The sequence below is a fragment of the Wolbachia endosymbiont (group B) of Hofmannophila pseudospretella genome, from assembly GCF_964028515.1.
GTDB lineage: Bacteria > Pseudomonadota > Alphaproteobacteria > Rickettsiales > Anaplasmataceae > Wolbachia.
In genome coordinates, this window is the sequence record NZ_OZ034788.1 from 568,324 (window position 1) to 590,103 (window position 21,780).

The 21,780-nt window shown below is 34.5% G+C and carries 16 protein-coding genes, 1 other RNA gene and 2 pseudogenes; 11 read left to right on the forward strand and 8 right to left on the reverse strand.

Features of this window, described 5'->3' with window-relative positions:
- Positions 1 to 13 precede the first annotated feature (13 nt).
- Positions 14 to 2,470, forward strand: coding sequence for an endopeptidase La (gene lon / locus ABWU24_RS02670; RefSeq protein WP_341815450.1), 2,457 nt, complete (start codon positions 14 to 16; stop codon positions 2,468 to 2,470).
- A 99-nt stretch (positions 2,471 to 2,569) separates the two neighbouring features.
- Here lon and ABWU24_RS02675 read toward each other — a convergent pair whose 3' ends face one another.
- Positions 2,570 to 4,126 (reverse strand): penicillin-binding transpeptidase domain-containing protein, encoded by a 1,557-nt coding sequence (locus ABWU24_RS02675; protein ID WP_341815451.1) that lies wholly within the window; start codon positions 4,124 to 4,126, stop codon positions 2,570 to 2,572.
- Between the two features lie 20 nt (positions 4,127 to 4,146).
- Positions 4,147 to 4,818, reverse strand: a complete 672-nt coding sequence (locus tag ABWU24_RS02680) for a polysaccharide deacetylase family protein (RefSeq protein WP_353274390.1) — start codon at positions 4,816 to 4,818, stop codon at positions 4,147 to 4,149.
- A gap of 219 nt (positions 4,819 to 5,037) precedes the next feature.
- Here ABWU24_RS02680 and ABWU24_RS02685 point away from each other — a divergent pair, with 219 nt between their 5' ends.
- The 6 genes from ABWU24_RS02685 to ABWU24_RS02715 all read left to right on the forward strand — a co-directional run bounded on the left by ABWU24_RS02685 (position 5,038) and on the right by ABWU24_RS02715 (position 10,591).
- Entirely contained in the window at positions 5,038 to 6,549 is a 1,512-nt protein-coding gene (locus tag ABWU24_RS02685; protein ID WP_353274392.1) for a YifB family Mg chelatase-like AAA ATPase, read from the forward strand.
- Between the two features lie 77 nt (positions 6,550 to 6,626).
- Positions 6,627 to 7,124 carry a hypothetical protein gene (locus ABWU24_RS02690; RefSeq protein ID WP_341815472.1) on the forward strand — a complete coding sequence of 166 codons (498 nt, stop codon included), beginning with the start codon at positions 6,627 to 6,629 and terminating at the stop codon, positions 7,122 to 7,124.
- Positions 7,125 to 7,358: 234 nt separating this feature from the next.
- The gene (gene ftsZ, locus ABWU24_RS02695; RefSeq protein ID WP_341815473.1) at positions 7,359 to 8,552 is read left to right on the forward strand and encodes a cell division protein FtsZ; all 1,194 of its coding nucleotides are present in this window, start codon (positions 7,359 to 7,361) and stop codon (positions 8,550 to 8,552) included.
- On the forward strand, positions 8,552 to 8,950 hold the full coding sequence (locus tag ABWU24_RS02700) for an EVE domain-containing protein (protein ID WP_015587882.1): 399 nt from the start codon (positions 8,552 to 8,554) through the stop codon (positions 8,948 to 8,950). The genes ftsZ and ABWU24_RS02700 overlap by 1 nt, the downstream gene beginning before the upstream one ends.
- A 339-nt stretch (positions 8,951 to 9,289) precedes the next feature.
- Positions 9,290 to 9,748: an rRNA maturation RNase YbeY gene (gene ybeY / locus ABWU24_RS02710; protein WP_015587883.1), complete on the forward strand. Its 459-nt coding sequence runs from the start codon at positions 9,290 to 9,292 to the stop codon at positions 9,746 to 9,748.
- A gap of 54 nt (positions 9,749 to 9,802) precedes the next feature.
- Entirely contained in the window at positions 9,803 to 10,591 is a 789-nt protein-coding gene (locus tag ABWU24_RS02715) for a succinate dehydrogenase iron-sulfur subunit (protein WP_015587884.1), read from the forward strand.
- A gap of 3 nt (positions 10,592 to 10,594) precedes the next feature.
- On the opposite strand, the gene ABWU24_RS02720 is transcribed toward ABWU24_RS02715, so the two are convergent.
- Genes ABWU24_RS02720 through ABWU24_RS02735 form a run of 4 tightly spaced genes read right to left on the reverse strand, consistent with a single transcriptional unit; the run spans position 10,595 to position 14,027 of the window.
- A complete protein-coding gene (locus tag ABWU24_RS02720) occupies positions 10,595 to 11,731 on the reverse strand; it encodes a hypothetical protein (protein ID WP_015587885.1) in 1,137 nt (378 codons plus the stop codon).
- Positions 11,732 to 11,766: 35 nt separating this feature from the next.
- Positions 11,767 to 12,558 carry a GNAT family N-acetyltransferase gene (locus ABWU24_RS02725; RefSeq protein ID WP_135353017.1) on the reverse strand — a complete coding sequence of 264 codons (792 nt, stop codon included), beginning with the start codon at positions 12,556 to 12,558 and terminating at the stop codon, positions 11,767 to 11,769.
- A complete protein-coding gene (locus tag ABWU24_RS02730; protein WP_015587887.1) occupies positions 12,548 to 13,030 on the reverse strand; it encodes a phosphatidylglycerophosphatase A in 483 nt (160 codons plus the stop codon). The genes ABWU24_RS02725 and ABWU24_RS02730 overlap by 11 nt, the downstream gene beginning before the upstream one ends.
- 19 nt (positions 13,031 to 13,049) lie before the next feature.
- On the reverse strand, positions 13,050 to 14,027 hold the full coding sequence (locus ABWU24_RS02735; RefSeq protein WP_015587888.1) for an NAD(P)H-dependent glycerol-3-phosphate dehydrogenase: 978 nt from the start codon (positions 14,025 to 14,027) through the stop codon (positions 13,050 to 13,052).
- A gap of 323 nt (positions 14,028 to 14,350) precedes the next feature.
- Between ABWU24_RS02735 and ABWU24_RS02740 the strand changes: the two genes are divergently transcribed.
- The 4 genes and pseudogenes from ABWU24_RS02740 to ABWU24_RS02755 all read left to right on the forward strand — a co-directional run bounded on the left by ABWU24_RS02740 (position 14,351) and on the right by ABWU24_RS02755 (position 18,476).
- A complete protein-coding gene (locus ABWU24_RS02740; RefSeq protein ID WP_353274394.1) occupies positions 14,351 to 15,118 on the forward strand; it encodes a response regulator transcription factor in 768 nt (255 codons plus the stop codon).
- Between the two features lie 51 nt (positions 15,119 to 15,169).
- Positions 15,170 to 15,493: pseudogene (locus tag ABWU24_RS02745) on the forward strand (IS630 family transposase); the annotation flags it as partial.
- A 634-nt stretch (positions 15,494 to 16,127) separates the two neighbouring features.
- The gene (gene ltrA, locus ABWU24_RS02750) at positions 16,128 to 17,675 is read left to right on the forward strand and encodes a group II intron reverse transcriptase/maturase (protein ID WP_264330863.1); all 1,548 of its coding nucleotides are present in this window, start codon (positions 16,128 to 16,130) and stop codon (positions 17,673 to 17,675) included.
- Positions 17,672 to 18,476: pseudogene (locus ABWU24_RS02755) on the forward strand (IS630 family transposase). Before ltrA ends, ABWU24_RS02755 begins: the two are co-directional and overlap by 4 nt.
- Positions 18,477 to 18,854: 378 nt before the next feature.
- Here the strand turns inward: ABWU24_RS02755 and rnpB are convergent.
- An RNA gene (gene rnpB, locus ABWU24_RS02760) (RNase P RNA component class A) lies at positions 18,855 to 19,204 on the reverse strand.
- 157 nt (positions 19,205 to 19,361) lie between these two features.
- Complete coding sequence (locus ABWU24_RS02765) at positions 19,362 to 21,596, reverse strand: hypothetical protein (RefSeq protein ID WP_353274396.1); 2,235 nt, start codon at positions 21,594 to 21,596, stop codon at positions 19,362 to 19,364.
- Positions 21,597 to 21,780: the final 184 nt, after the last annotated feature.

Below are 21,780 nucleotides of genomic sequence, written 5' to 3' on the forward strand. Positions count from 1 at the left end.
TGAGGCATATATTATGAGTATTGGACGTGCTGTAAATTTTAATTCTACTGTATTACCAGTATTACCTCTAAGAGATGTAGTAATTTTTCCAAATATAATGTTGCCTTTATTCGTAGGTAGAGAAAAATCTGTTCATGCACTAGAGTATGCAATAAGTAGCAGCAGTCACCAAAACGAGATTTTTCTCATAGCACAAAAAGATGGTTCTATTGATAATCCAGAGCCAGAGAATCTTTATGAAGTAGGCGTGTTAGCAAACATTATACAACCATTAATAAAACTGCCTGACAATGCAGTAAAAGTCATGATTCATGGGGTAAGAAGGGGAAGAGTTATAGAATATATTAGCTCTCACACTTTGTTACAGGCCAGAGTAGCGTTGGATGGTCATTATGAGTATGGAGAAAATGAAGATAATATTGATTTAGAAGCTTTAAGGCGTTCTGTTATAGATGCATTCGACAATTGGTGTAAACTAAGCAAGAAAAGTCGACCCGAGATTATTATTGACCCCATTGATCAAGTTAAAGAGGTTAATCAAATTGTAGATATGATAGCTTCGCACTTAAATATAAAGGTATCAGATAAGCAAAACATACTTGAAGTTTATAACCCAAAAGAGCGCTTAAAAAAAGTTTTTGCTCTTATTGAGAGAGAAATAAGTATTTTGAGTGCACAAAACCGCTTGTATAAGACAATTAAATCACAGGTTGAAAGTACTCAAAAAGTTTACTACCTTAATGAGCAATTAAAAGCTATACAGAAAGAATTAGGTGAGTTTGAAAATGGAGATGAAGGGAATATACTCAATGAATTTGAAAAAAAGATAAATGAAACAAAGCTTTCTGAGGAAGCAAAAGAGAAAGCCATAACTGACTTAAAGAGATATAAGAAAATGAATCCCATTTCTCCTGAAGCAACAGTTATATCTAGTTACTTGCATTGGTTGCTTGATTTGCCATGGGGAAAGTACAAAGATGCAAAAATTAACTTAAATGCGGCTAAAAAAATCTTAGATGAAAATCATTATGGCATAGAGAAAGTAAAAGATAGAATAATAGAATTTTTAGCAGTATTAAAGAGAGTAAAAGAGATAAAGGGTCCTATACTTTGCTTAGTTGGACCACCTGGTGTTGGTAAAACTTCTTTAGCTAAGTCTATGGCAAAAGCAGTAGGAAGAGATTTTGTTCGTATATCTCTTGGTGGTATACGTGATGAGTCTGAAATACGAGGACACAGGAAAACTTATATTGGCTCAATGCCTGGTAAAATCATTCAACACATGAAAAAAGCTAATTCATGCAACCCGCTTTTCCTGCTTGATGAAATAGATAAGATGGGTTCTGATTCGCGTGGTGATCCTGCATCTGCATTACTTGAGGTTTTGGATACTGAGCACAATAAACATTTTACAGATCATTACTTGGAAGTTGAGTTTGATCTTTCAAGTGTAATGTTTGTAGCCACAGCAAATAGCTTAAATTTACCGCATCCTTTGCGTGATAGGATGGAAATTATACAATTATCTGGGTATACCGAAGACGAGAAGATCAGTATTGCTACACATCACCTTATTCCAAAATTAAAAAAAGAGCATGGTTTGCATCAGAAGGAGTGGGAAATAACCAATGAAGCATTATACGAGTTGATACGTTTATATACACGTGAAAGCGGCGTGCGAAGCATGGAAAGGGAACTTGCAAAACTCATGAGAAAGGCAGTTAAAGCAATATTAACTGATAAAAATAAGAAAATATCCGTAGAGACTGGTAATTTACAAGATTATCTAGGGGTACGTAAGTATACCTTTGGCATTGCAGAAAATGAGAGTTTGGTAGGGATAGTAACTGGTCTTGCCTATACTGAAACAGGTGGTGATATTTTGATGATAGAGTCAGTCCTAATTCCTGGTAAGGGGGAGATAAAATATACAGGAAAGCTTGGAGAAGTTATGCAAGAGTCTATAAAAGCTGCGTATAGTTATGTGCGATCAAATTGTTTATTTTTCGGTATAAAGCCCGAAAAATTCCAAAATAATGATATACATTTGCATGTACCTGAAGGTGCTGTGCCAAAAGATGGTCCCTCTGCTGGCAGTGCAGTATGTACGTCTATTGTTTCTCTCATGACAAATATATCAGTTAACAAAAGTGTTGCTATGACAGGCGAAGTAACATTGCGCGGTAGAGTTTTGGCTATCGGGGGCTTGAGAGAAAAATTGCTTGCTGCGCTAAGAGGATCAATCAAAATTGTGATTATACCAAGTGAAAATGAGAAAGATATGCAGGAGATTCCCGCAAATATTAAAGAAGGGATCAACGTAATTTTTGCTAAGAATATTGATGAAGTTATAAAAATTGCTTTAACTCGCCCTATTACTTCAATTGATGGTGATAATCAAAATAGTCTACCTTCCTCCATAGAAAATAAAGATAGTACCTTCTCTGCGTTAGAAACATTAAAGCACTAAATTGAAAAGGTTTATGCAATTTTCGTTTCTTTTTTTTAACCTCAAAGCTCTGATTTGAATATATAAATTACAAGTAACATATATGGCAATTTCATAAATTCATTTTTCAAGCATATATTGCAATATCTCACTAGCAATTGCAACATCTTGGCGTGGAGTTTTGCCATGTTCTATAAACACTGAGATTGCATAGCGCGGATCATGGTAGGGGCCATAAGCGATAAACAATTTATGACTTTCACCTTTAGAGTTTATCTCTGGTGTACCGGTTTTGCCAGCAATTTGTATACTGCCTAGTCCTTTTCTATAGTTAGAATTCACCACGTCAAACATAGCTTTTCGAACCACACTAAGATGCTCATGATTCACATCAATATTAAGAAAGTCTTGCCCTGGTTTACTCATCTCAATGTGGGGAATTACCTCCTTTCCTGTTGCAACCCTCGCTGCAAGAACCGCAAGCTGTAATGGCGTTGTAAGTAAATACCCTTGTCCTATAACTAAGTTAATGGTATCACCTAAATACCACTCTGAATATAGCTTGCGTGCACGCCAATCCACATCAGGCAACAATCCCGGAGCTTCTTCCTTAAACATTCCAATTAATGGTCCACTTCCTATACCAAATTTGCTAGCCATTTCTAGTAGAGAATCTACATTTATTTTTTTTCCTATATTATAAAAGTAAGTGTTGCATGAGAAGGCCATTGCCTCGTTTAAAGATACATATCCATGGACTTTGCTTTTTAGGCAACGAAATTTTCGTTCACCTATTTTCATATAGCCCCTACACGAGAACTTTTCTTCTGGTGTTATTATTCCATCTTTTAAACCCGCAAGCGCATCTATTATTTTAAATATTGAACCAGGTGGAATTTGATATGATAATGCACGGTTTACAAGCGGTAATGAAGGATTGTTTAAATTTTTCCAAGTTTCATTTGATAATCTGCTAGTGAAAAGATTATTATCGTAAGAAGGTGAATTATATAATGCTAAAATTTCTCCGTTATTTACATCAATTACCACTGTGGAACCTTGGTGGTCTTTAAATATCTCTGCAATTTTCTTCTGTAAATCAACATCAATTGTCAGCTGTATATCTTGTCCATCTTGCTGCGGTATACTAGATAACTCTCTCATGATACGCTTCTTAGAATTTATTTCCTGCTCAGATTTTCCGGTCTTGCCTTTTAATACATGATCATATGTATATTCAATTCCACTAACCCCTGCTTCATTTATGTCTTGCTGTTTTTTTGTATATCCGATTATATGAGAACATATCGAACCAAACGGGTAATAACGTTTATAAAGAGCAGTTATTTTTGTATCTGATGATTTTGTTGTATCAGGTTTAATTTCTGATAACATCTGCAAATCAACTTCCCTAGTAAAGGTTTTTTGCCCATCAAATAAAACAATATACGAAATTTTGTTTACTGCGAGTTCAACGCTATTCCTATCCAAAATCCTGCCTCGTTTAGGCACAATAGTAACAACTTTTGTCCTATTATTATTGGATAGCACTTCATATTTTTGTCTATCTCGTACTTGTAAAGTATACAACCTATAACTGAAGATAGCAGAAATAGTAAGCTGAATACCACCTAATATGAATGCCCTGCGGTTGAAGACCTTGTTTTTTGTCCACATAGAATTCCTTTAGAACGCACTCATTCTCCTTTTATTGACACATTTCTAGCTTTCACTACATCACAAACCCTTTCTTCCCACTCACTTAAGGTAACAAGTTTGTAACCCGATTTTTTTAGTATTTCAATAATCTGAGATAAAGCTTCAACTGTATTTGATTTGTTATCGTGATCATGGAACAATATAATCGCTCCATTGTGTACATTGCTTAAAACTCTTTCAACCAGAATTTCTGATTTATCGCCTTGCCAGTCCAGAGAATCAACTGTCCATAATATGGAATACATATTTAATCGATTAGTATTTTTGATCAAATTATCGTTATGACATCCATATGGTGGACGAAACCATTTTACATTCTGTTCTGTTGCATTTTTAATTGCCACATTTGTCTTTTTCAGTTCTTGCAATTGCTCCTCACTTGAAAGTGATGTCAACTTCCTATGCGACCAAGAATGATTACCTAATTCATGACCTGCTTTATGGATTTTGTTTACTATTTCAGATGTTTTTTTATTGATACGCTCACCAAGCACAAAAAATGTCGCTTTTGTTTCATTGCTCTCCAGAATATTAATAATATCTCCTGCTCTATTATAAGACGGTCCATCATCAAACGTAAGTGCAACGAACTTATCTTTGTTATTCAATAATTTCTTTATATTACTTAAATTTCTATATGATAGATCCAAATCACAACTGAGCCCACGATATGGTAAGTTAAAGTTACAATCACTACAGAAAACTGCGCTTGAATATAGCAAAAGAAAAGCGATTATTCTTATAAACATATATAATCAGCAAAGTGATAGAGTACTACACTTTTTTGCTAAATTAAACCACTTTTAGCAGCTACTGTTTACTTCGTTACTTTGTCAATATATTATATTAATAACTTTGTATAATATAGTATGATTGCAAATATAAATACCGTTGCTCTTCAGGGAACCAGCACAGTAAATATTAATGCACAAATTCACATGTCAAATGGTATTCCAGCTTTTAATATTGTTGGACTGCCGGATAAAACTGTTGCAGAATCCAGAGAGCGTATCAGAGCAGCGTTAAATTCAATCAATCTTCTGTTACCTCCAAAAAGGATTACGGTTAATCTTTCCCCTGCGGATTTGCTTAAAGAAGGTAGTCATTATGACTTAGCTATTGCTGTTGGATTACTTGTTGTAATGAATGTGATACCAGTTGAAAAAGTTCAGTCTTATATAATTATGGGCGAGCTTGCACTAGACAGCAGAGTCATACCAATCTCAGGAGTACTTCCAACAGCAATCAATGCAAAACAGGCAAATAAAGGAGTAATTTGCCCAAGGGGAAATGGAGTAGAAGCTTCATGGGTAAAGAATGTTTCTATTCTAGCTATAGAGAAATTAACCGATATTATCAGACATTTTAAGGGTGAGCAGTTAATTCAGCCGGTAACTTTTAACTATAGCGCTGCACCCAAAGAAAAAAATTCAGTTCCAGATATAAAGGATATTAAAGGTCAAGTTGTTGCAAAAAGAGCAGCTGAAATTGCAGCAGCAGGTGGACACAATATGCTTCTTGTTGGACCTCCTGGTACTGGAAAATCAATGCTTGCTAAGCGATTTATAGGGCTATTACCTGATTTGACTGAGCAGGAGATGATTGATGTTAATATTATCTCTAGCATAACAAAAGCCGGTAACGAAACATTTAAAGTAACTCGTCCCTTTCGTGAACCTCATCATTCATGCTCCATGCCAGCGATGATAGGAGGAGGAAAAAATGCAAAGCCTGGGGAAATCACCATGGCTCACAATGGTGTGTTATTTCTTGATGAGCTACCTGAATTTCCAAGGCTTGTACTTGATTCTCTACGTCAACCACTTGAAGATAGAAAAGTTACTATTGCACGTGCAAATGCTCACATTACTTATCCAGCTAATTTTCAACTTATAGCTGCAATGAATCCCTGCAGGTGCGGTTATTTAGGTGATGCAAGTAGATCGTGCAACAAAGCTCCAAAGTGTGGCACAGATTACAAAAACAAAATATCAGGACCATTGCTTGATAGAATAGACATATGCATTGAAATGCCAAACGTTAGCATACTTTCTCCTGAAATCTCTGTGGAGGGAGAAAGTACCGAGGTTATAAGAGGAAGGGTGATAGCAGCGAGAAAAATTCAAACTGAGCGTTATAGTAAATTTAATATTCGTTGCAATGCAGAAGTCAGTGGTGAAGCATTAAATAAATTCACTGAACCAGATCAGGAAGGGTTAGAATTGCTAAAATACGTACTGAAAGAAAATTATATTTCCAATCGAGGCTATACACGTGTATTAAGAGTCGCAAGAACCATTGCAGATCTTGCGAAAAGTGAGGAAATAAAAAGAGCACACATTGCAGAGGCGCTGAATTACAGAATAAGAATGTATAAATAAATTAATTTACTTGACAGGCAGCTTTTTTTTGTCATATACTACCATTAGTGAAATTTTAATATTTTTGGAGTAAAGTTATGTTGATAATAGAAGGAATCAAAGATAAAGGTAAAGAAGTTTATAACCATGGTTGTGATTTTGTAAAAGACCACCCGTATAAAACAGCTGCCACTTTTGTAGCAATTGCAACAGCAATTTCTCTTACAGCTGCTTATTTCTTAAGTCCAGCTTATGCAACTTTTGTTGGTACAGTTGGAACAAAAGCTGCAACACTTGTTAGTCCTGCTATTACTGCAATATCTGCATTTGCAGTTGCTCATCCACTCATTGCTAGTTTGGTAGTTCTTGCTGCAGTAGCAGCTCTAATAGCTGCACCTGTGTATGCATATAAAAACAATAATAAGGCAAGCAAATTTGAGGAAGTGAAACAAGATATTTCTAATGCTCTTAAGAAAGATTCTGATGGCAATGTTAACTTAGAAAACAATAAAGTTGAAATTGCTGAAGATGATGAACCAAAAAGACTTCTTACTAACGCTTGTGTAAAACTTGGAATTGTACAATTACAACCCTAATCAGTAGTTTTACAAAGTAAAGGGATAGGCTTCTATCCCTTTTTCACAATTTTTTTTTGCATCTTAAGCAGTGTTATTTGAAAGTCTGCAATTATTACACCTAATGATTAATAATGTTAAGAATAAGTAAATCTTGTTTACTATTTGCATATATCAAAACGAAAAATGTTTGCATATTGTTAAAAAAGCAGTAACTTGTTATCAAGTGAATTCACTAATATTTGAGTAATTTAAATGTCAATCGACCTTAGTTTACCAGAATTACCCATATTGCACCCAAGGATTACCGTTGTGGGAGTGGGTGGTGCTGGTGGAAATGCTGTGAACAACATGATTCAATCCAATTTGCAAGGAGTAAATTTTGTTGTAGCAAATACCGATGCTCAAGCGTTAGAGAAGTCACTGTGTGATAAAAAAATTCAACTTGGTATCAACTTAACTAAGGGTCTTGGTGCTGGTGCTTTACCTGATGTTGGTAAAGGTGCAGCAGAAGAATCAATTGATGAGATTATGGAGCATATAAAAGATAGCCATATGCTCTTTATCACAGCAGGTATGGGTGGTGGTACTGGAACAGGTGCTGCACCGGTAATTGCAAAAGCAGCCAGAGAAGCAAGAGCGGTAGTTAAAGATAAAGGAGCAAAAGAAAAAAAGATACTGACTGTTGGAGTTGTAACTAAGCCGTTCGGTTTTGAAGGTGTGCGACGTATGCGCATTGCAGAGCTTGGACTTGAAGAGTTGCAAAAATACGTAGATACACTTATTGTCATTCCTAATCAAAATTTATTTAGAATTGCTAACGAGAAAACTACATTTGCTGACGCATTTCAACTCGCCGATAATGTTCTGCATATTGGCATAAGAGGAGTAACTGATTTGATGATCATGCCAGGACTGATTAATCTTGATTTTGCTGATATAGAAACAGTAATGAGTGAGATGGGTAAAGCAATGATTGGTACTGGAGAGGCAGAAGGAGAAGATAGGGCAATTAGTGCTGCAGAAGCTGCGATATCTAATCCATTGCTTGATAATGTATCAATGAAAGGCGCACAAGGAATATTGATTAATATTACTGGTGGTGGAGATATGACTCTATTTGAAGTTGATTCTGCAGCAAATAGAGTGCGTGAAGAAGTGGATGAAAATGCAAATATAATATTTGGTGCCACTTTTGATCAGGCGATGGAGGGAAGAGTTAGAGTTTCTGTTCTTGCAACTGGCATTGATAGCTGTAACAACAAGCCAGAAGCTTCATCTGTTAATCAAAACAAGATCCCAGCAGAGGAAAAAAATTTTAAATGGCCTTATAATCAAATTCCAATATCAGAAACAAAAGAATATGATTCAACTGAGCAAACAAATGAAAGAGTTAAGTGGGGCAGCAATGTTTATGATATACCAGCTTATTTAAGAAGAAAAAAATAATGCAATTTTGGCTACTAAAGTCAGAACCAAGCGAATACTCCTGGCAAAAAATGGAAAAGGAGCAGGTGACGCAGTGGAATGGTGTATGCAATTATCAAGCTCAAAATTACATGAGAGCTATGAAATTAGGCGATCTTGCATTTTTTTATCATACAGGTAAAGAGAGAGTTATACTTGGAATAGTTGAAGTATTAAAGGAGTATTATCATGTTTATAATTCCAAATTTGGACTAGTGAATGTAAAACTTTTGAAACCTTTAAGTAACCAAGTGACGTTAAACAGTATAAAACAAAACCCACTTTTGAAAAATATGGTTATATTAAAACAATCACGTTTATCAGTTTCTCCAGTTTTAGAGACTGAGTGGAATGAAATAATAAGGATGAGTGATGTGTAATACCTGTTGCCAAACAATATTACCTCAGCACACAACATACAGCTGTATGAGTGTTTGTTTCGAAGTAGCCGATTTTTCATCAAACACAAAGCAGTGCTTGACACTGGAATCCAGCTGTAATGCAACCACATTAAAAATGTTGTGTTTTAATATAGCTTTTATATTCACTCACCTAATGTCTAATCAGAATTCCTGGATCCCAGTGTCGGAGCACTGGGATGACATACTTCTAGTGTACAATATTCGTATAGTTGTGTGTATGATACGATGGTCTATAATTCTTCTTTTTTGGGTTCCAATGTCAAGTGATGGGATAATGTCCTTTCTGGTGCTTTATTCATGTTAGAAGTAAATATTCTTGATAAGAGGTGGCATAGTATTACGAAGGACCCACAGAGTTTTGTATTAAATATTATTAACGCTTCTCTAAAAGAATTAAAAATAGATCATTATAAACCAAATATATCAATAGCTCTCGCTGATGATAACTTGCTACATCAACTTAATCTTAAGTTTAGAGAAATAGATAAGCCAACTAATGTACTATCATTTCCATGCGAACAGTTATCTAGTGAATGTGATCTAGGAGACATAGCAATTGCAGTAGATACAATAGAAAGAGAGTCTCATGAGTACTGTATATCTATCCTCACTCACACTGCACACATGTTAGTTCATGGATTGCTGCATTTACTTGGCTATGATCATCAAAAAGAAGATGAAGAAATTATAATGAAAAGTTTAGAGAGTAAGATTTTAGCTTTGCTTGAATTTGAAAAGGAAAAGTATGGTAGATAATACCAAAATATGTTATTTACAAAAAAGGGGTTTTAGCTGTAAAAGGCAAGCAATATGGTTCAGTTTTCTTTACCAAAAAATTCTAAAGTTAATAAAAAGGGCAAGATTTATCCTACTCCTACTGGAGCAAAAAATATTAGAAGATTTCAAATTTATCGTTGGTCTGCTGATGATGATAAAAATCCAAGAATAGACACATTTTTTATCGATATGGATAATTGTGGCCCTATGGTACTTGATGTATTAATAAAAATAAAGGATGAAATAGATTCGACCTTAACTTTTAGACGCTCTTGCAGAGAAGGAATATGCGGATCTTGTGCAATGAATATTGATGGTACCAACACTCTTGCATGCACTAAATCTATACATGATATAAAAGGTGAAGTAAAAATATATCCACTACCTCATATGTATATAGTAAAGGATCTAGTTCCAGATCTAAGCCAATTTTATGAGCAATACAAATCGATTAAACCTTGGTTACAAACAGATAAATCTGCCTTAAAAAATAAAGAATACTTTCAATCTCCTGAAGATAGAAAAAAATTGGATGGTCTGTCTGATTGTATACTATGTGCTTGCTGTTCGACTGGTTGCCCAAGCTATTGGTGGAATGGTGATAAATTTTTAGGGCCAGCGATATTACTGCAAGCTTATAGATGGATTGCTGACAGTCGTGATAATAAGAAAGAAGAAAGACTTGCTTCTTTAAACGACCCATTTAAGTTGTATCGTTGTCATACAATAATGAATTGTACAAAAACCTGCCCGAAAGGGCTTAACCCAGCAAAAGCGATAGCGAAAGTAAAACAGCTTATGGTAGAGAGAGAAGGAATTTGAGTGTTATTTCTGGCACTCTTCGTAAGAAAATAGTAGACCCTCTGAAGCATAGGGTATTGTTAATACTCTAAACGTTCTTCCATTCATGAAATGTATTGTTTCACCATATGATTCCAGTAATATTTTGAATAACTCATGTCTTTGATTATTAATAGTTTGAAAATCCTTTTTTCCTAAAAGCTTTTTAGATTCAAATAGGTGAAGCATAATCTCGTGATAAGTTGGATAAGACTCCAAAAATTTTGGATCAAACTGAAAAGTTTTTATAAAAGCATTATTATAAAATTTTAGCTTTTGATTCTTACTATATATCGCTACAGCAATCGATAGCTTATCAAGCAAACTTTCTTGTGCAGCTAAACAATTGCTTAGCTCAGTATGTAATTTTTTTTCATCACTAATATCTTTTCCATACATTACTATGCTATTAGAATTTTGCATTGGAACTTCAACAAAATTAAAAACCTTAGGTTCGTTCTTGTAAGTTATTACACACTCTCCTGGTTTTACGTTATAGGAGCCACTCGCAACAGTAAATTTTTTAGAGCTGCCTATATATTTATCATAAAATAAGTTATAAAACCTTACTTTTTTATTCTTATTGTGCTTCAGTATTGGAAATGGTAAAGAGTCAAAAATTTTTTTATAGTTCTCCAATTCTCGCATAAGCTTACTATTTTCTAACTCAAGTTCATTAGCTTTTATCTTATAATCGGAGATATTCCTTATCCATAACAACACACCAATCACATTATTAGAATAATCTATTATGCTTTTACCATAACATGTGCAATAAACCTCACTGTCTTTTGACTTTAAATCTAGAGTAAAAGATTTATTTATTTCCTTTGCCTCAGCAAAACTTTTAATTAAGCTTTCTGATTGCTCAAAAAAATTTACAAACTCATTAAATGAATAAAAAACAGTATTAAGCAAAATTAGTAAATTGGGAGAAAATTTTTCTATACGTTTTTTTGCGTCCCAAATATAAAATCCATCATTCACAGTATCTATTAAATTATTTATGATAACATTTTGATGTTGTAAGTCCTTAATTTTATTACTAATTTTTAATTTAGAATATGAGAAAAAGAAGAATACTAGAATTAGTAGTAAAACTATTTCATACAAAAAAAACATAGTATTCTAAAACAAATATAAAAATTTGTAACCTCTCAGCAAAGAGATTGTACTGAAGAGGTATATAAGTGAAGATTGCCCAATACCCTAAAGCCTAATCTCTTATAAAGGTTTACAGAAGGTTTCATGCAATGTGCTACTATGTATTTGCATTCAAATTGCCTAGCTATCTTTATTCTTTCTAGAACCATTTGAGTTCCTATTCCACGACCCCTGTAAATTGGTAAAACTCCATCGCTATAAAAACCAGCTATGCTGTCTTGAATATAAAGACCGCATGTTCCAACAATTTCGTTATTTAGCATTACAAGAAAAAATCTTAACCTTGAGCTCTTATCATCACAATTCGATAATTGGCGAAAAAATGTGCTAACAATACTAATTCTGTGATAAAAAATTTTAGAAGTGTGTAAATCTAATTGCTCTAAGAGCTCACTACTATTTACAACATTGAACTTCAAATTTGGAACAGCATCATCAGGCAAAAAATAATCTTTTATATTGAGTAAAACTTTTTTTGGTGTGCTAACGTGTTTTATTTCGCATTTTTCTAAAGTACCCCCTATTTTTATACGTGGACTTATTATCCATGTTGCTTCTATATTTCGTGCTTTGAGATAATCTAGAGTTCTGCATATGGAAAGCTCAGTACATTGATCTTCACAAAACACAAAATTAAATAACGATTCTCTGGTACCATTTACTGTAAATATAACATTATCAAATTCGTCATGTATTTCCCACTTGGACAAATTCGTTGCATAAAGTATATAATCCTTCAGGTTCTGAATAATTAAGCTTGAATAACAAATTTTTTTATTCTGCATAAACCAACAATAAACAATAAAAGGCTCCTATAAAAACAAAGGCTAAAATTGCAGCTACAACATCATCTAGCATAATACCTAAAGGACCTTTTGTATTTTTATCAATCAAATTTATAGGCCACACTTTTATTATATCAAAAAACCTAAAGGAGAAAAAGCACACCAACAATACAGAGCTATTCATTTCTTGTTCTAATAATATTGAAACCAGAAGTACTGTCAGCAATTGACCAACTACTTCATCAATTACTACCTCTTTTGGATCATGCGGAGCTTTGTAATGTTGTATATAATTGCCTGTAGACCATAATCCAACTAAGAATAAAAAAAAAATAATTGCTGTACCTAAAATTCTGTCATTGAGTAATATAGGAACAATTGGGTAAGCAGCCAAGCTGCCTATAGTACCTGGCATGTTTTTTACCGTGCCAGATAGCCACCATGTTGATATTAATTTATATAAAAATTTCACAATATACCGAAATATAAAACTAATTTACAAGAACAGAAATAGTATCTTCTATAGAAGTATTTTCATATAGCAATCTATAGATCGCTTCACATATGGGCATTTTTATCTTTAGCTTTTCTGCTAAATCAAATGCAGACTTAGCAGTGTTAAAACCTTCAATTACCGACTTACCTTCTGATAAAATCTGCTGAGCACTAGAACCATTACTATTAGCTACTTTAGATCCAAAAGATAGATTTCTCGAATTTAATGATGTGCATGTCACAACCAAATCGCCTAAGCATGCTGGTCCAAGTAGTGTATTTATATCTACATTGCCGTCACCAACTTTTGCTGAGTATAAAGCCTTAATTTCACTCATACTTTTCGTAATTAATGCTGCATGAGCATTAAACCCAAACCTACCTAGAACAACCCCACATGCTATAGCAAAAACATTCTTTAACGCTGCACAAACCTGTATTCCTATAACATCGCTACTAAGGTACAATTTAATATTTTCTTGCTGTAGCTCTGATACTAATTTTGAACCTAATACTTCATTTTGACATGCAAGGACCATCGAATATGGTAATTTTCTTGCAACTTCTATAGCAAAGCTAGGACCAGAAAAAACAGCAAGAGGATTATTAGGTAAAACTTCATTGACTACTTCACTAGGTAATTTTAATGTAGATTTTTCTATTCCCTTACAAGCCAAAATTATTGCTACATTTTTTTTTAGGTTACAATCATTCAATTGATGACATATCTCCCTTAGAGACTGAGTGGGAACAGCTAGAATTATTACTGAAGCATTAACTACATCTTCAATAGCTAATTTTACTGATACATTATCAGAAATTGGACAATCAGGTAGCTTGTCACTTTCTCTTTTCTCTTTAATTGATTCAAATATGGCCTTATTGCGAGTCCACAAAATTACATTTTTCTTACTACTTAATGAAATCGCAATTGCTGTACCCCATGCGCCAGCACCTAAAACTGATATTACCACTCAATATTCCTGAAAGTATTACTTATAATTTAAAACTGTAGAATAAGTAAATTAAAAATATAACATAAAAGTATAAAATAGTTTAAATATCTATTAACCTAAGTATTCTTTTAATAAAAATAGCTTCTATTCAATATTTACTAAAAATAGTATTATTATAGTATATCTATTATATTTTAGATCTATTTGTATAATTTTGGAACGACACATTAACTATTAATTAATAAGTGTAATTTCTATTATTCATTAATAAAAATTTGATTTGTTACTTTCCTTGGTTATATATATTACTAAAATTATAAATTATTTATGGGGTGTAAAATATGCGTATATTATTAATTGAAGATGATCAAGTAAGTGCAAGGACTGTAGTTAATGCCTTAACTTCTGATGGACATTTTTGCGACGTTGTTACTTCTGCACAAGATTATAACAATAATATGGTTTCTTCAAACGGAGATTACTATGACCTAGTTATTTTAGATATACACTTGCCTGGTGATATTGACGGATATGATATACTGTTAAGATTAAGAAGTGCAAAAATCGAAGTTCCTGTTTTAATACTTTCGTGTATCTCCGCTGCCAACCATAAAGCTAAAGGACTTGGGTATGGTGCCGACGATTACTTAACCAAGCCATTTCACAAGAGCGAATTATTAGCTCGAATTAAAGCCATAGTCCGACGTACTAAAGGTCATCCCGAATCAGTGATAAAGATTGGTAATATGAATATCAATTTTGATCACAGGATTGTTGAGGTAAAAGGCAAAACAGTTCACCTTACTAACAAAGAGTATTCCATGATAGAATTGCTGGCATTGCGTAAAGGAGCAGTGTTGACAAAAGAAATGTTTTTAAACCATCTTTACAATGGCTTGGACGAACCTTCAGACAACAAAATAGTTGATGTTTTTATGTGTAAATTACGTAAAAAACTTGAAAGTGCAAATGATGGAATAAGCCACATAGAAACCGTTTGGGGTAGAGGATATGTTCTAAAAGAGTATGTTGACGATGAAGAATACTCTAGTGCTAATATAAGCGAAAGCAGTAGTGATACCAATTCCCACTATATAAAGAACAGATAGACAATAATGGGAAAGAAGTGATACTAAAGTAGATAAAATAGAGAGGTATAAATGGCATTAAGGTCAAAACTATTAGACGAAAAAGTTGTAAATTTGGCGAAAGAAATGTTAAAAAAGGTCAGAAATAACGCATATGTTTCAAAAAAGTTACAAGCGGTGATAGCAGGAAAAGAAAGTAGTATAAGCGCTGTGGCAAGAATATGTAAAATTTCAAGGACTGCTTTGACTGAATGGATAAAGCATCTAAAATTTGGTAGAGTAGAAAGATTATTTTCCCCGTCTCAGCGGCGAAGAAAAAGCAAATTAAACAAAAATCAACGTGAGCAAATTGAAATATGGGTAGAAAGAAATCCAAATATTACTATTAAGGAAGTGGTGCGACCTGAAAGTCTTCGGTCATATTGTTTAAAAGGAGAGGAATTCATTCAGAAAGAAACTGAAAGGATTCTAAAACTTATTAAACCAGATGTTTTGCCGTCTGAGTCTACGCATCAGTGCGAATCGGGCAACCGGTTGGTGCCAAGCGATGCGGACAATGAACCTCCTCTTGAAAAAGAAGATGCTCAATCGTGAGAGGGGCATAAACTGCAAGCATCATGTGGTTGGAGGGCTAGGCTAGTGGTATGGTGAACGTAAGTGAAGCTTTATAAGTACCGATACGATGAAAGAGCTAAAGATGCTGATAAGCTCTGACCAAAAGGTAATGTGGATAAGTTACATTTTTTCATTTCTAGATGTACGCAAATAATAACTCCACCGGTATAGAGAAGCCACCTAACCCACTATTGTATGACTGGAGAAACAGGGTAAGCCTGTATTTTCGCCTACATGGCAAGCAAACCGCAAGGAATGCTGATGGAAGTGCAGGTAAAGGAGAATGGAGAAAGCGAATGCCATTTTGTAACGAAATGGATAGAATTTGTAACATTAATTCGCGTGAAAACGAGCAGACTTCCGTTTGGTCCCTCGTGACAAGAAACTTTGTTAACCACTTAAGGTAGGAAAGCAGATGATTACAAGTAAACCTGTAAGTGCATCTACCAAAAGCTTTGAAGCATGGAAGCAGTTGCCATGGAAGAAATGCCAGAAAGTTATTGTGAGGCTACAAAGACGTATTGTTAAGGCTGTCCAAGAAGGAAGATGGGGTAAGGTAAAAACTTTACAACATCTTCTCACACGCTCTTTTAGCGGAAAAGCTTTGGCTGTTAAGAGAGTAACTGAAAACCAAGGAAAAAACACAGCGGGTGTAGATCGTCAACTATGGTCAACTTGCAATGCTAAATTTCAAGGAATAAAGCAGTTAAAGCAAAGAGGATATAAACCTTCTCCGCTAAAACGGATTTATATCAGTAAATCTAATGGCAAAAGAAGACCTCTTGGAATACCCACGATAAAAGATAGAGCCATGCAAGCATTATATCTGTTTGCTCTGGAACCGATAGCTGAAACGATCAGTGATCGTCACTCCTATGGCTTTAGACCTAAAAGATCCTGTGCAGATGCTACAGTAGCTTGTCATTTGTTACTGGCAAGTCGTAATCAACTACAATGGATACTTGAAGGTGATATCAAAGGATGCTTTGACAACATTAATCATGAATGGCTTATGAAGCATATTCCTATGGAGAAAAAAATTCTGCATAGTTGGTTAAAAGCTGGCTTCCTAGAATCAAAAACTCTGTATCCCACAACTGCAGGTACCCCGCAAGGTGGTATAATTTCTCCAATACTAGCCAATTTAGCCTTAAACGGACTTGAAAAGTTATTGGAAAGTCGATTTGGTAAACTCGGCAGTAGAAAAAGAAACAAAATCAGAAGTGGAGTGAATGTAATCAGATACGCAGACGACTTTATTATTTCAGGTTTCACACATGAAGTACTGGAAAAGGAAGTTAAGCCTTTAGTATCATCTTTTCTTCATGAGCGAGGTTTAATTCTGTCAGAAGAGAAGACAAAGATTACATCTATCACAACAGGGTTTGACTTTCTTGGTTGTAATGTACGTAGATATAATAAGAAGTTAATTATTAAACCTTCGAAAGAAAGTATTAAAAGACTTCTTAATAAAGCACGTACATTGATAAAAGCAAATATAGCGAACACTCAGGCTATAGTAATTAAGTCACTCAACTCTCTACTGAGAGGATGGGGAAATTACTATCACCATGTGTGTGCTAAAAAAGCGTTTAGAAAGATCGACAATGAAATTTGGCATAGTTTATGGAAATGGGCAAAGAAAAGACATCCTCGTAAAGGATTACGTTGGATAAAGAATCGTTACTTCAAAGTAATGGGTCAACGCCAATGGGTTTTTGCTGCACCCCTATGCAAGAACAAACCAAAAGAGATACGGTATTTAAGACTGCTTAAGCTGATTGATATACCTATCAGACGACATGTTAAAATCAGAGCGGATGCAAATCCCCTTGACTTAAAATGGAAAAAGTATTTTGATGAGAGAGTGAAACGAACAAGAATGTTAGCAAGCTCTTTCTCAAGAGAAGGTTCTCTACTGTTGGTGTCACCATTAAGAATGATGTTTCCTGAGGAATCATGAAGGACAAGCCGGTTCTAGAAAAGAAGAACTTAGATAAGGGGCTCAAGCGTAGTGTTGGGAAACCTGCATGCTGCGTTTCTAAGGGAGGGGGTAGTAGTAATACTGCTTCCTTACCTGACCAAATAAAAATCTCAGAGGAATTTGGCCTAAACATTAGCAAATCAACAGTGCACCGTGAGATACAAAGGATGAAGTTTTCTTACATAACACCGAGGCCAATTCACCATAAACAAGATAAAAACAAGCAAGAAGAGTTTAAAAAATACTTCAATAAAATAGTCAATTCCCACCCTGAAAAGGAGGTATTTTTTTGATGAATCACGATTTGGAACTCATTCAAAAATCGGACACGGATGGTTTAAAAAAGGGGTCAGAACACAGGTTAAAATGAAAATTGGTAGACAAAATTTCTATATCTACAGTGCGGTAAATCCAAGAAGTGGTAAGAAAATTAGCCTACTTGCTCCATATGTAAACACTGATTGTATGAATATATTTCTGGAGCAGATGTCGAAAGATTTAGGCACGAAAGAAGCCTTTCTTGTAATGGATTGTGCAAGTTGGCATAGATCAAAAAGTTTGAAAATTCAGGAAAACATTACCATCATATACTTGCCTCCTTATTCACCGGAACTGAATCCTGTTGAAAGGTTGTGGCAATATATCAAATACAATACTTTACGCAATAGTATCTACGATACCATAGGTTTACTTGAAGATGTTTTGTGTAATTTTATTGTCAATATTTCCAGTACTACTATTAAACGAGTTTGTAATGTTTCTTATTTGTTCGGTCAGTAATGGATTTTGGTATGACTATCAAGCAGAACAAGTGAAGGACAGCGCATGAAATGCTTTATTCACCCATTCATTGAAGCAACAAAATAGGTAAGATAAAAACCAATTGTAAAAGTGAGGTAACGTGGTCAGTTTTTTAGAACTTTACAAAGATTTACAACAAAAAATAAAAAAGTTGTAAGCTAAGATAAAAAGTTATAGGTAAGAAAATAAGGTTTTAGAGATAGAGGGTGATGAGTTAAAGGAAAAGCTTTGTTAAGTTCAAAAGGAAATACAAAAAGAGATAAGCCAAGAAGTAAAAGGAATATAGGTGGTCAAATTGAGCGTACAGGATATGTGAAATGTTTGATACATTTACATAGTACGGCTGACATTCATGTATTGCCTAGGTGAAATATAAGCCGAGTTCTGTTTATGTAGCTATTTATCTGGAGTAAATGTTACCATTTACTTCATGCGATTTACCCGAGTAGATATGAGAAAAACATAAAATCTACTTCTATTTAATCTTGCTCCTAGTGTTGGTTACTTGACTACCAATGTTGCCATTGTTATGGTGCGCTCTTACCACACCTTTTCACCCTTGCCTAATAATATTTTAGGCGGTAATTTTCTGTAGCCCTATAACTGGAGTTACCTCCGGCGGGCGTTACCCGTCACTACCTTTTCTTGGAGCTCGGACTTTCCTCTGCTGTGTTTATCACACAACAGCAGCTACTTATTCCACCTAGAAATTATACTTTAACATTAAAATCACAAAAGCAAAAGAAAATTTCCTAACAGTCTACATACTAAAAACATTCAGACAAATAGCTAAAGGTGATATTCCGGTACATCATCGCTATCCCAAGATAAGCTTTTTTCACTTTTAGACTCTAGCTCAGTCAGTCAAGATCCTGGTCCACCGCTTGAAGACGATGAGCTACTTCTTGACCGACTACTACTCTCCACCGATATACTGTTTAGCACTGTTTCAGATTGATCCATAGTTCGCATAGATATATGTCTTATTCTGTTATTAGCGATAAAAATTTCTTCATCGCTATTGCCACTTGAAGATGATCGCCTTCTATCATTGAAATTAGTTAGTTCTAACACAGGAGCAGCATTACGACCCTTAACATATTTGTATGCTATGAATCCTATAATTCCAGCAATACTTATTATCGCCCCAACCAAAGACCCTCCTATCATTCCTGCCCTATTAGACTCTATAGCAAGCTGAGTGGGCTGTGGTGAAGGAGTAGTTTGAGGAAGTAAAGTTGTAGTGAACAGAGGAGTTGTTACCTTTGTTCCAGTATTTGATATAGTGGACAATGTTTGTATAGTTTTCTCTGAGTTTGTTATTGGCGCATTAGTTGGCATTGTAGTAATCATAGTTGATTGTGAGGTCGCAATAGTTTCAGCTACTGTTGTTGGTTCTGATGACGTACTCATCTTAGTTGTTAATTCTGTTAAAGGCTTACTCATCGTAGTACTGCTTGCTGTAAAAGTTGACTCAACAGTCGCTGCTGTAGATTTTACAGTACTTGTCTCAGTTTCTGAAGTTACTATCGGTGCACTAGTTGACGTTGTAGCAACTGTGGTCGCTTGTGGAGTAGTAGTTGTTTTTGCTACTGTTGTTGGCCCCACTGTTACTGTACTTGTTTGAATTGTTGACTCTGTTGAAGGCCTACTCGTTGTAGAAGTAGGTGCAGTGGTAGTTGATGCTACTGTTGTTGACTCCACTGTTACTGTACTTGCCTGAGTTGTTGACTCTGTTGAAGATTTACTCATTGTGGAAGTTGGTACAATGATAGTTGATGCTTCTGTTGTTAATTTGGTAGTCTTTACAGTGTCGGTTTCTGTTGTGCTAGTAATTGCAGCAGTCGTCGTTTTCTTAGAAGTCACAACCGTCTCTGTAACAGTTATAGGAGCCACAGTACTGCTGGAAATAATACTAGGCATCAATTGGCCGTTAATGATATTAACAAAATCACTGAGAGCTTTGATACTGCTTGTCGGTATTATCGTTGCTTCAGAAGATTTTCCAGAGCTCTCTCTATTAAAAGTTATAATACTCTCTCCACTTACCGCAGTGACGATAAAACCTCCCTGATCATTGTCTTTAACGTACAATTGATCTACAGGATCTTTGAATTCATGAATAATAAAATTCGACTTTGATCGACTCTTAACAAGACTTGCTAAATGTAACTTTTGCATGTTAGAAGATTGATCATTTTCAAGAAAAGCAACTAAATCATCACCTTCAGTTCGTCTTACATACTGTAAAAAGTTTATTTTTCCTGGATTATAGATAGTAGATGGTGCTATATTTAATTGGCATCCTTTCTTACTAAGCAAACATTCATCTTTCTTTCCACTTTTTAGATCCTCAACCACTTTGGCCATATCGAACTTAAAAATATTTGTTCTTACTTCTTGGTTTTTAGTAGGCTTTATCTGTGTATAAAGCATCGTATTTTCATCTAGTACTAATTGCCCTGGATTGTCAAATTTGAATAATTTTCTTTCTATAATGTGTTTTGCTCCAGGTAAAGGTCTGAACTTTCCATCTCCTTTCGATTCTAAATACCAAGAAACTAAAGCTTGATCCTTTAAGTTATGAGCAATTACAACAACATTACCATTACCAACTTTTACTGCTTTTGGTAAAAAGTAACTATTGTCTTCATTTGCAAGATTATTTATATCAATGTTCTTGTATAATTTTACTTTTCCTACGTATTCAACCAAGGGAACATTAGTTGAATGCTTGATTTCGTAAGTGTTGAATGTTAAGCCTTTGATGCACTTTTCTTTTTTGTTAATTTCTTCTGTAGGAAAGATAACTCCAACTTTATCTACTTCAGCTGAATTTTCTATTAGTGTGGGAGATAATTGGCTCTTAAATTCATTTGCTACGTTGACACCTGTATCACACTCGTATGTTTTTGATTGATATGATGGGCTAATAAGTAATTTTACTCTACTGCTTCCATTGCCGTTATCTTGATAGCTGAGTCCATAAGTAACTCCATTTCCTTCAATCAACCCTACGTTTTTTGGATTAAAACCTATCGCTTCTTTAACTTTCAGTGTAGTTGTATTAACTCCAAGCAATCTACTTAATATAGACATAATTATATTTAAAATCTTAATAAAATGCTATTATGATTGTTTCCACGTGTTAATGTCAATGAAAATTTTAATTAAAGTTAAGAAATTAATACCTTTGTAATCTGCAAAGCGAAATATGGAAAATGATTAGCAGTAAAGAATTCACAAATTGGGTGCACCCACTCTACAGATATAATATTGTAGA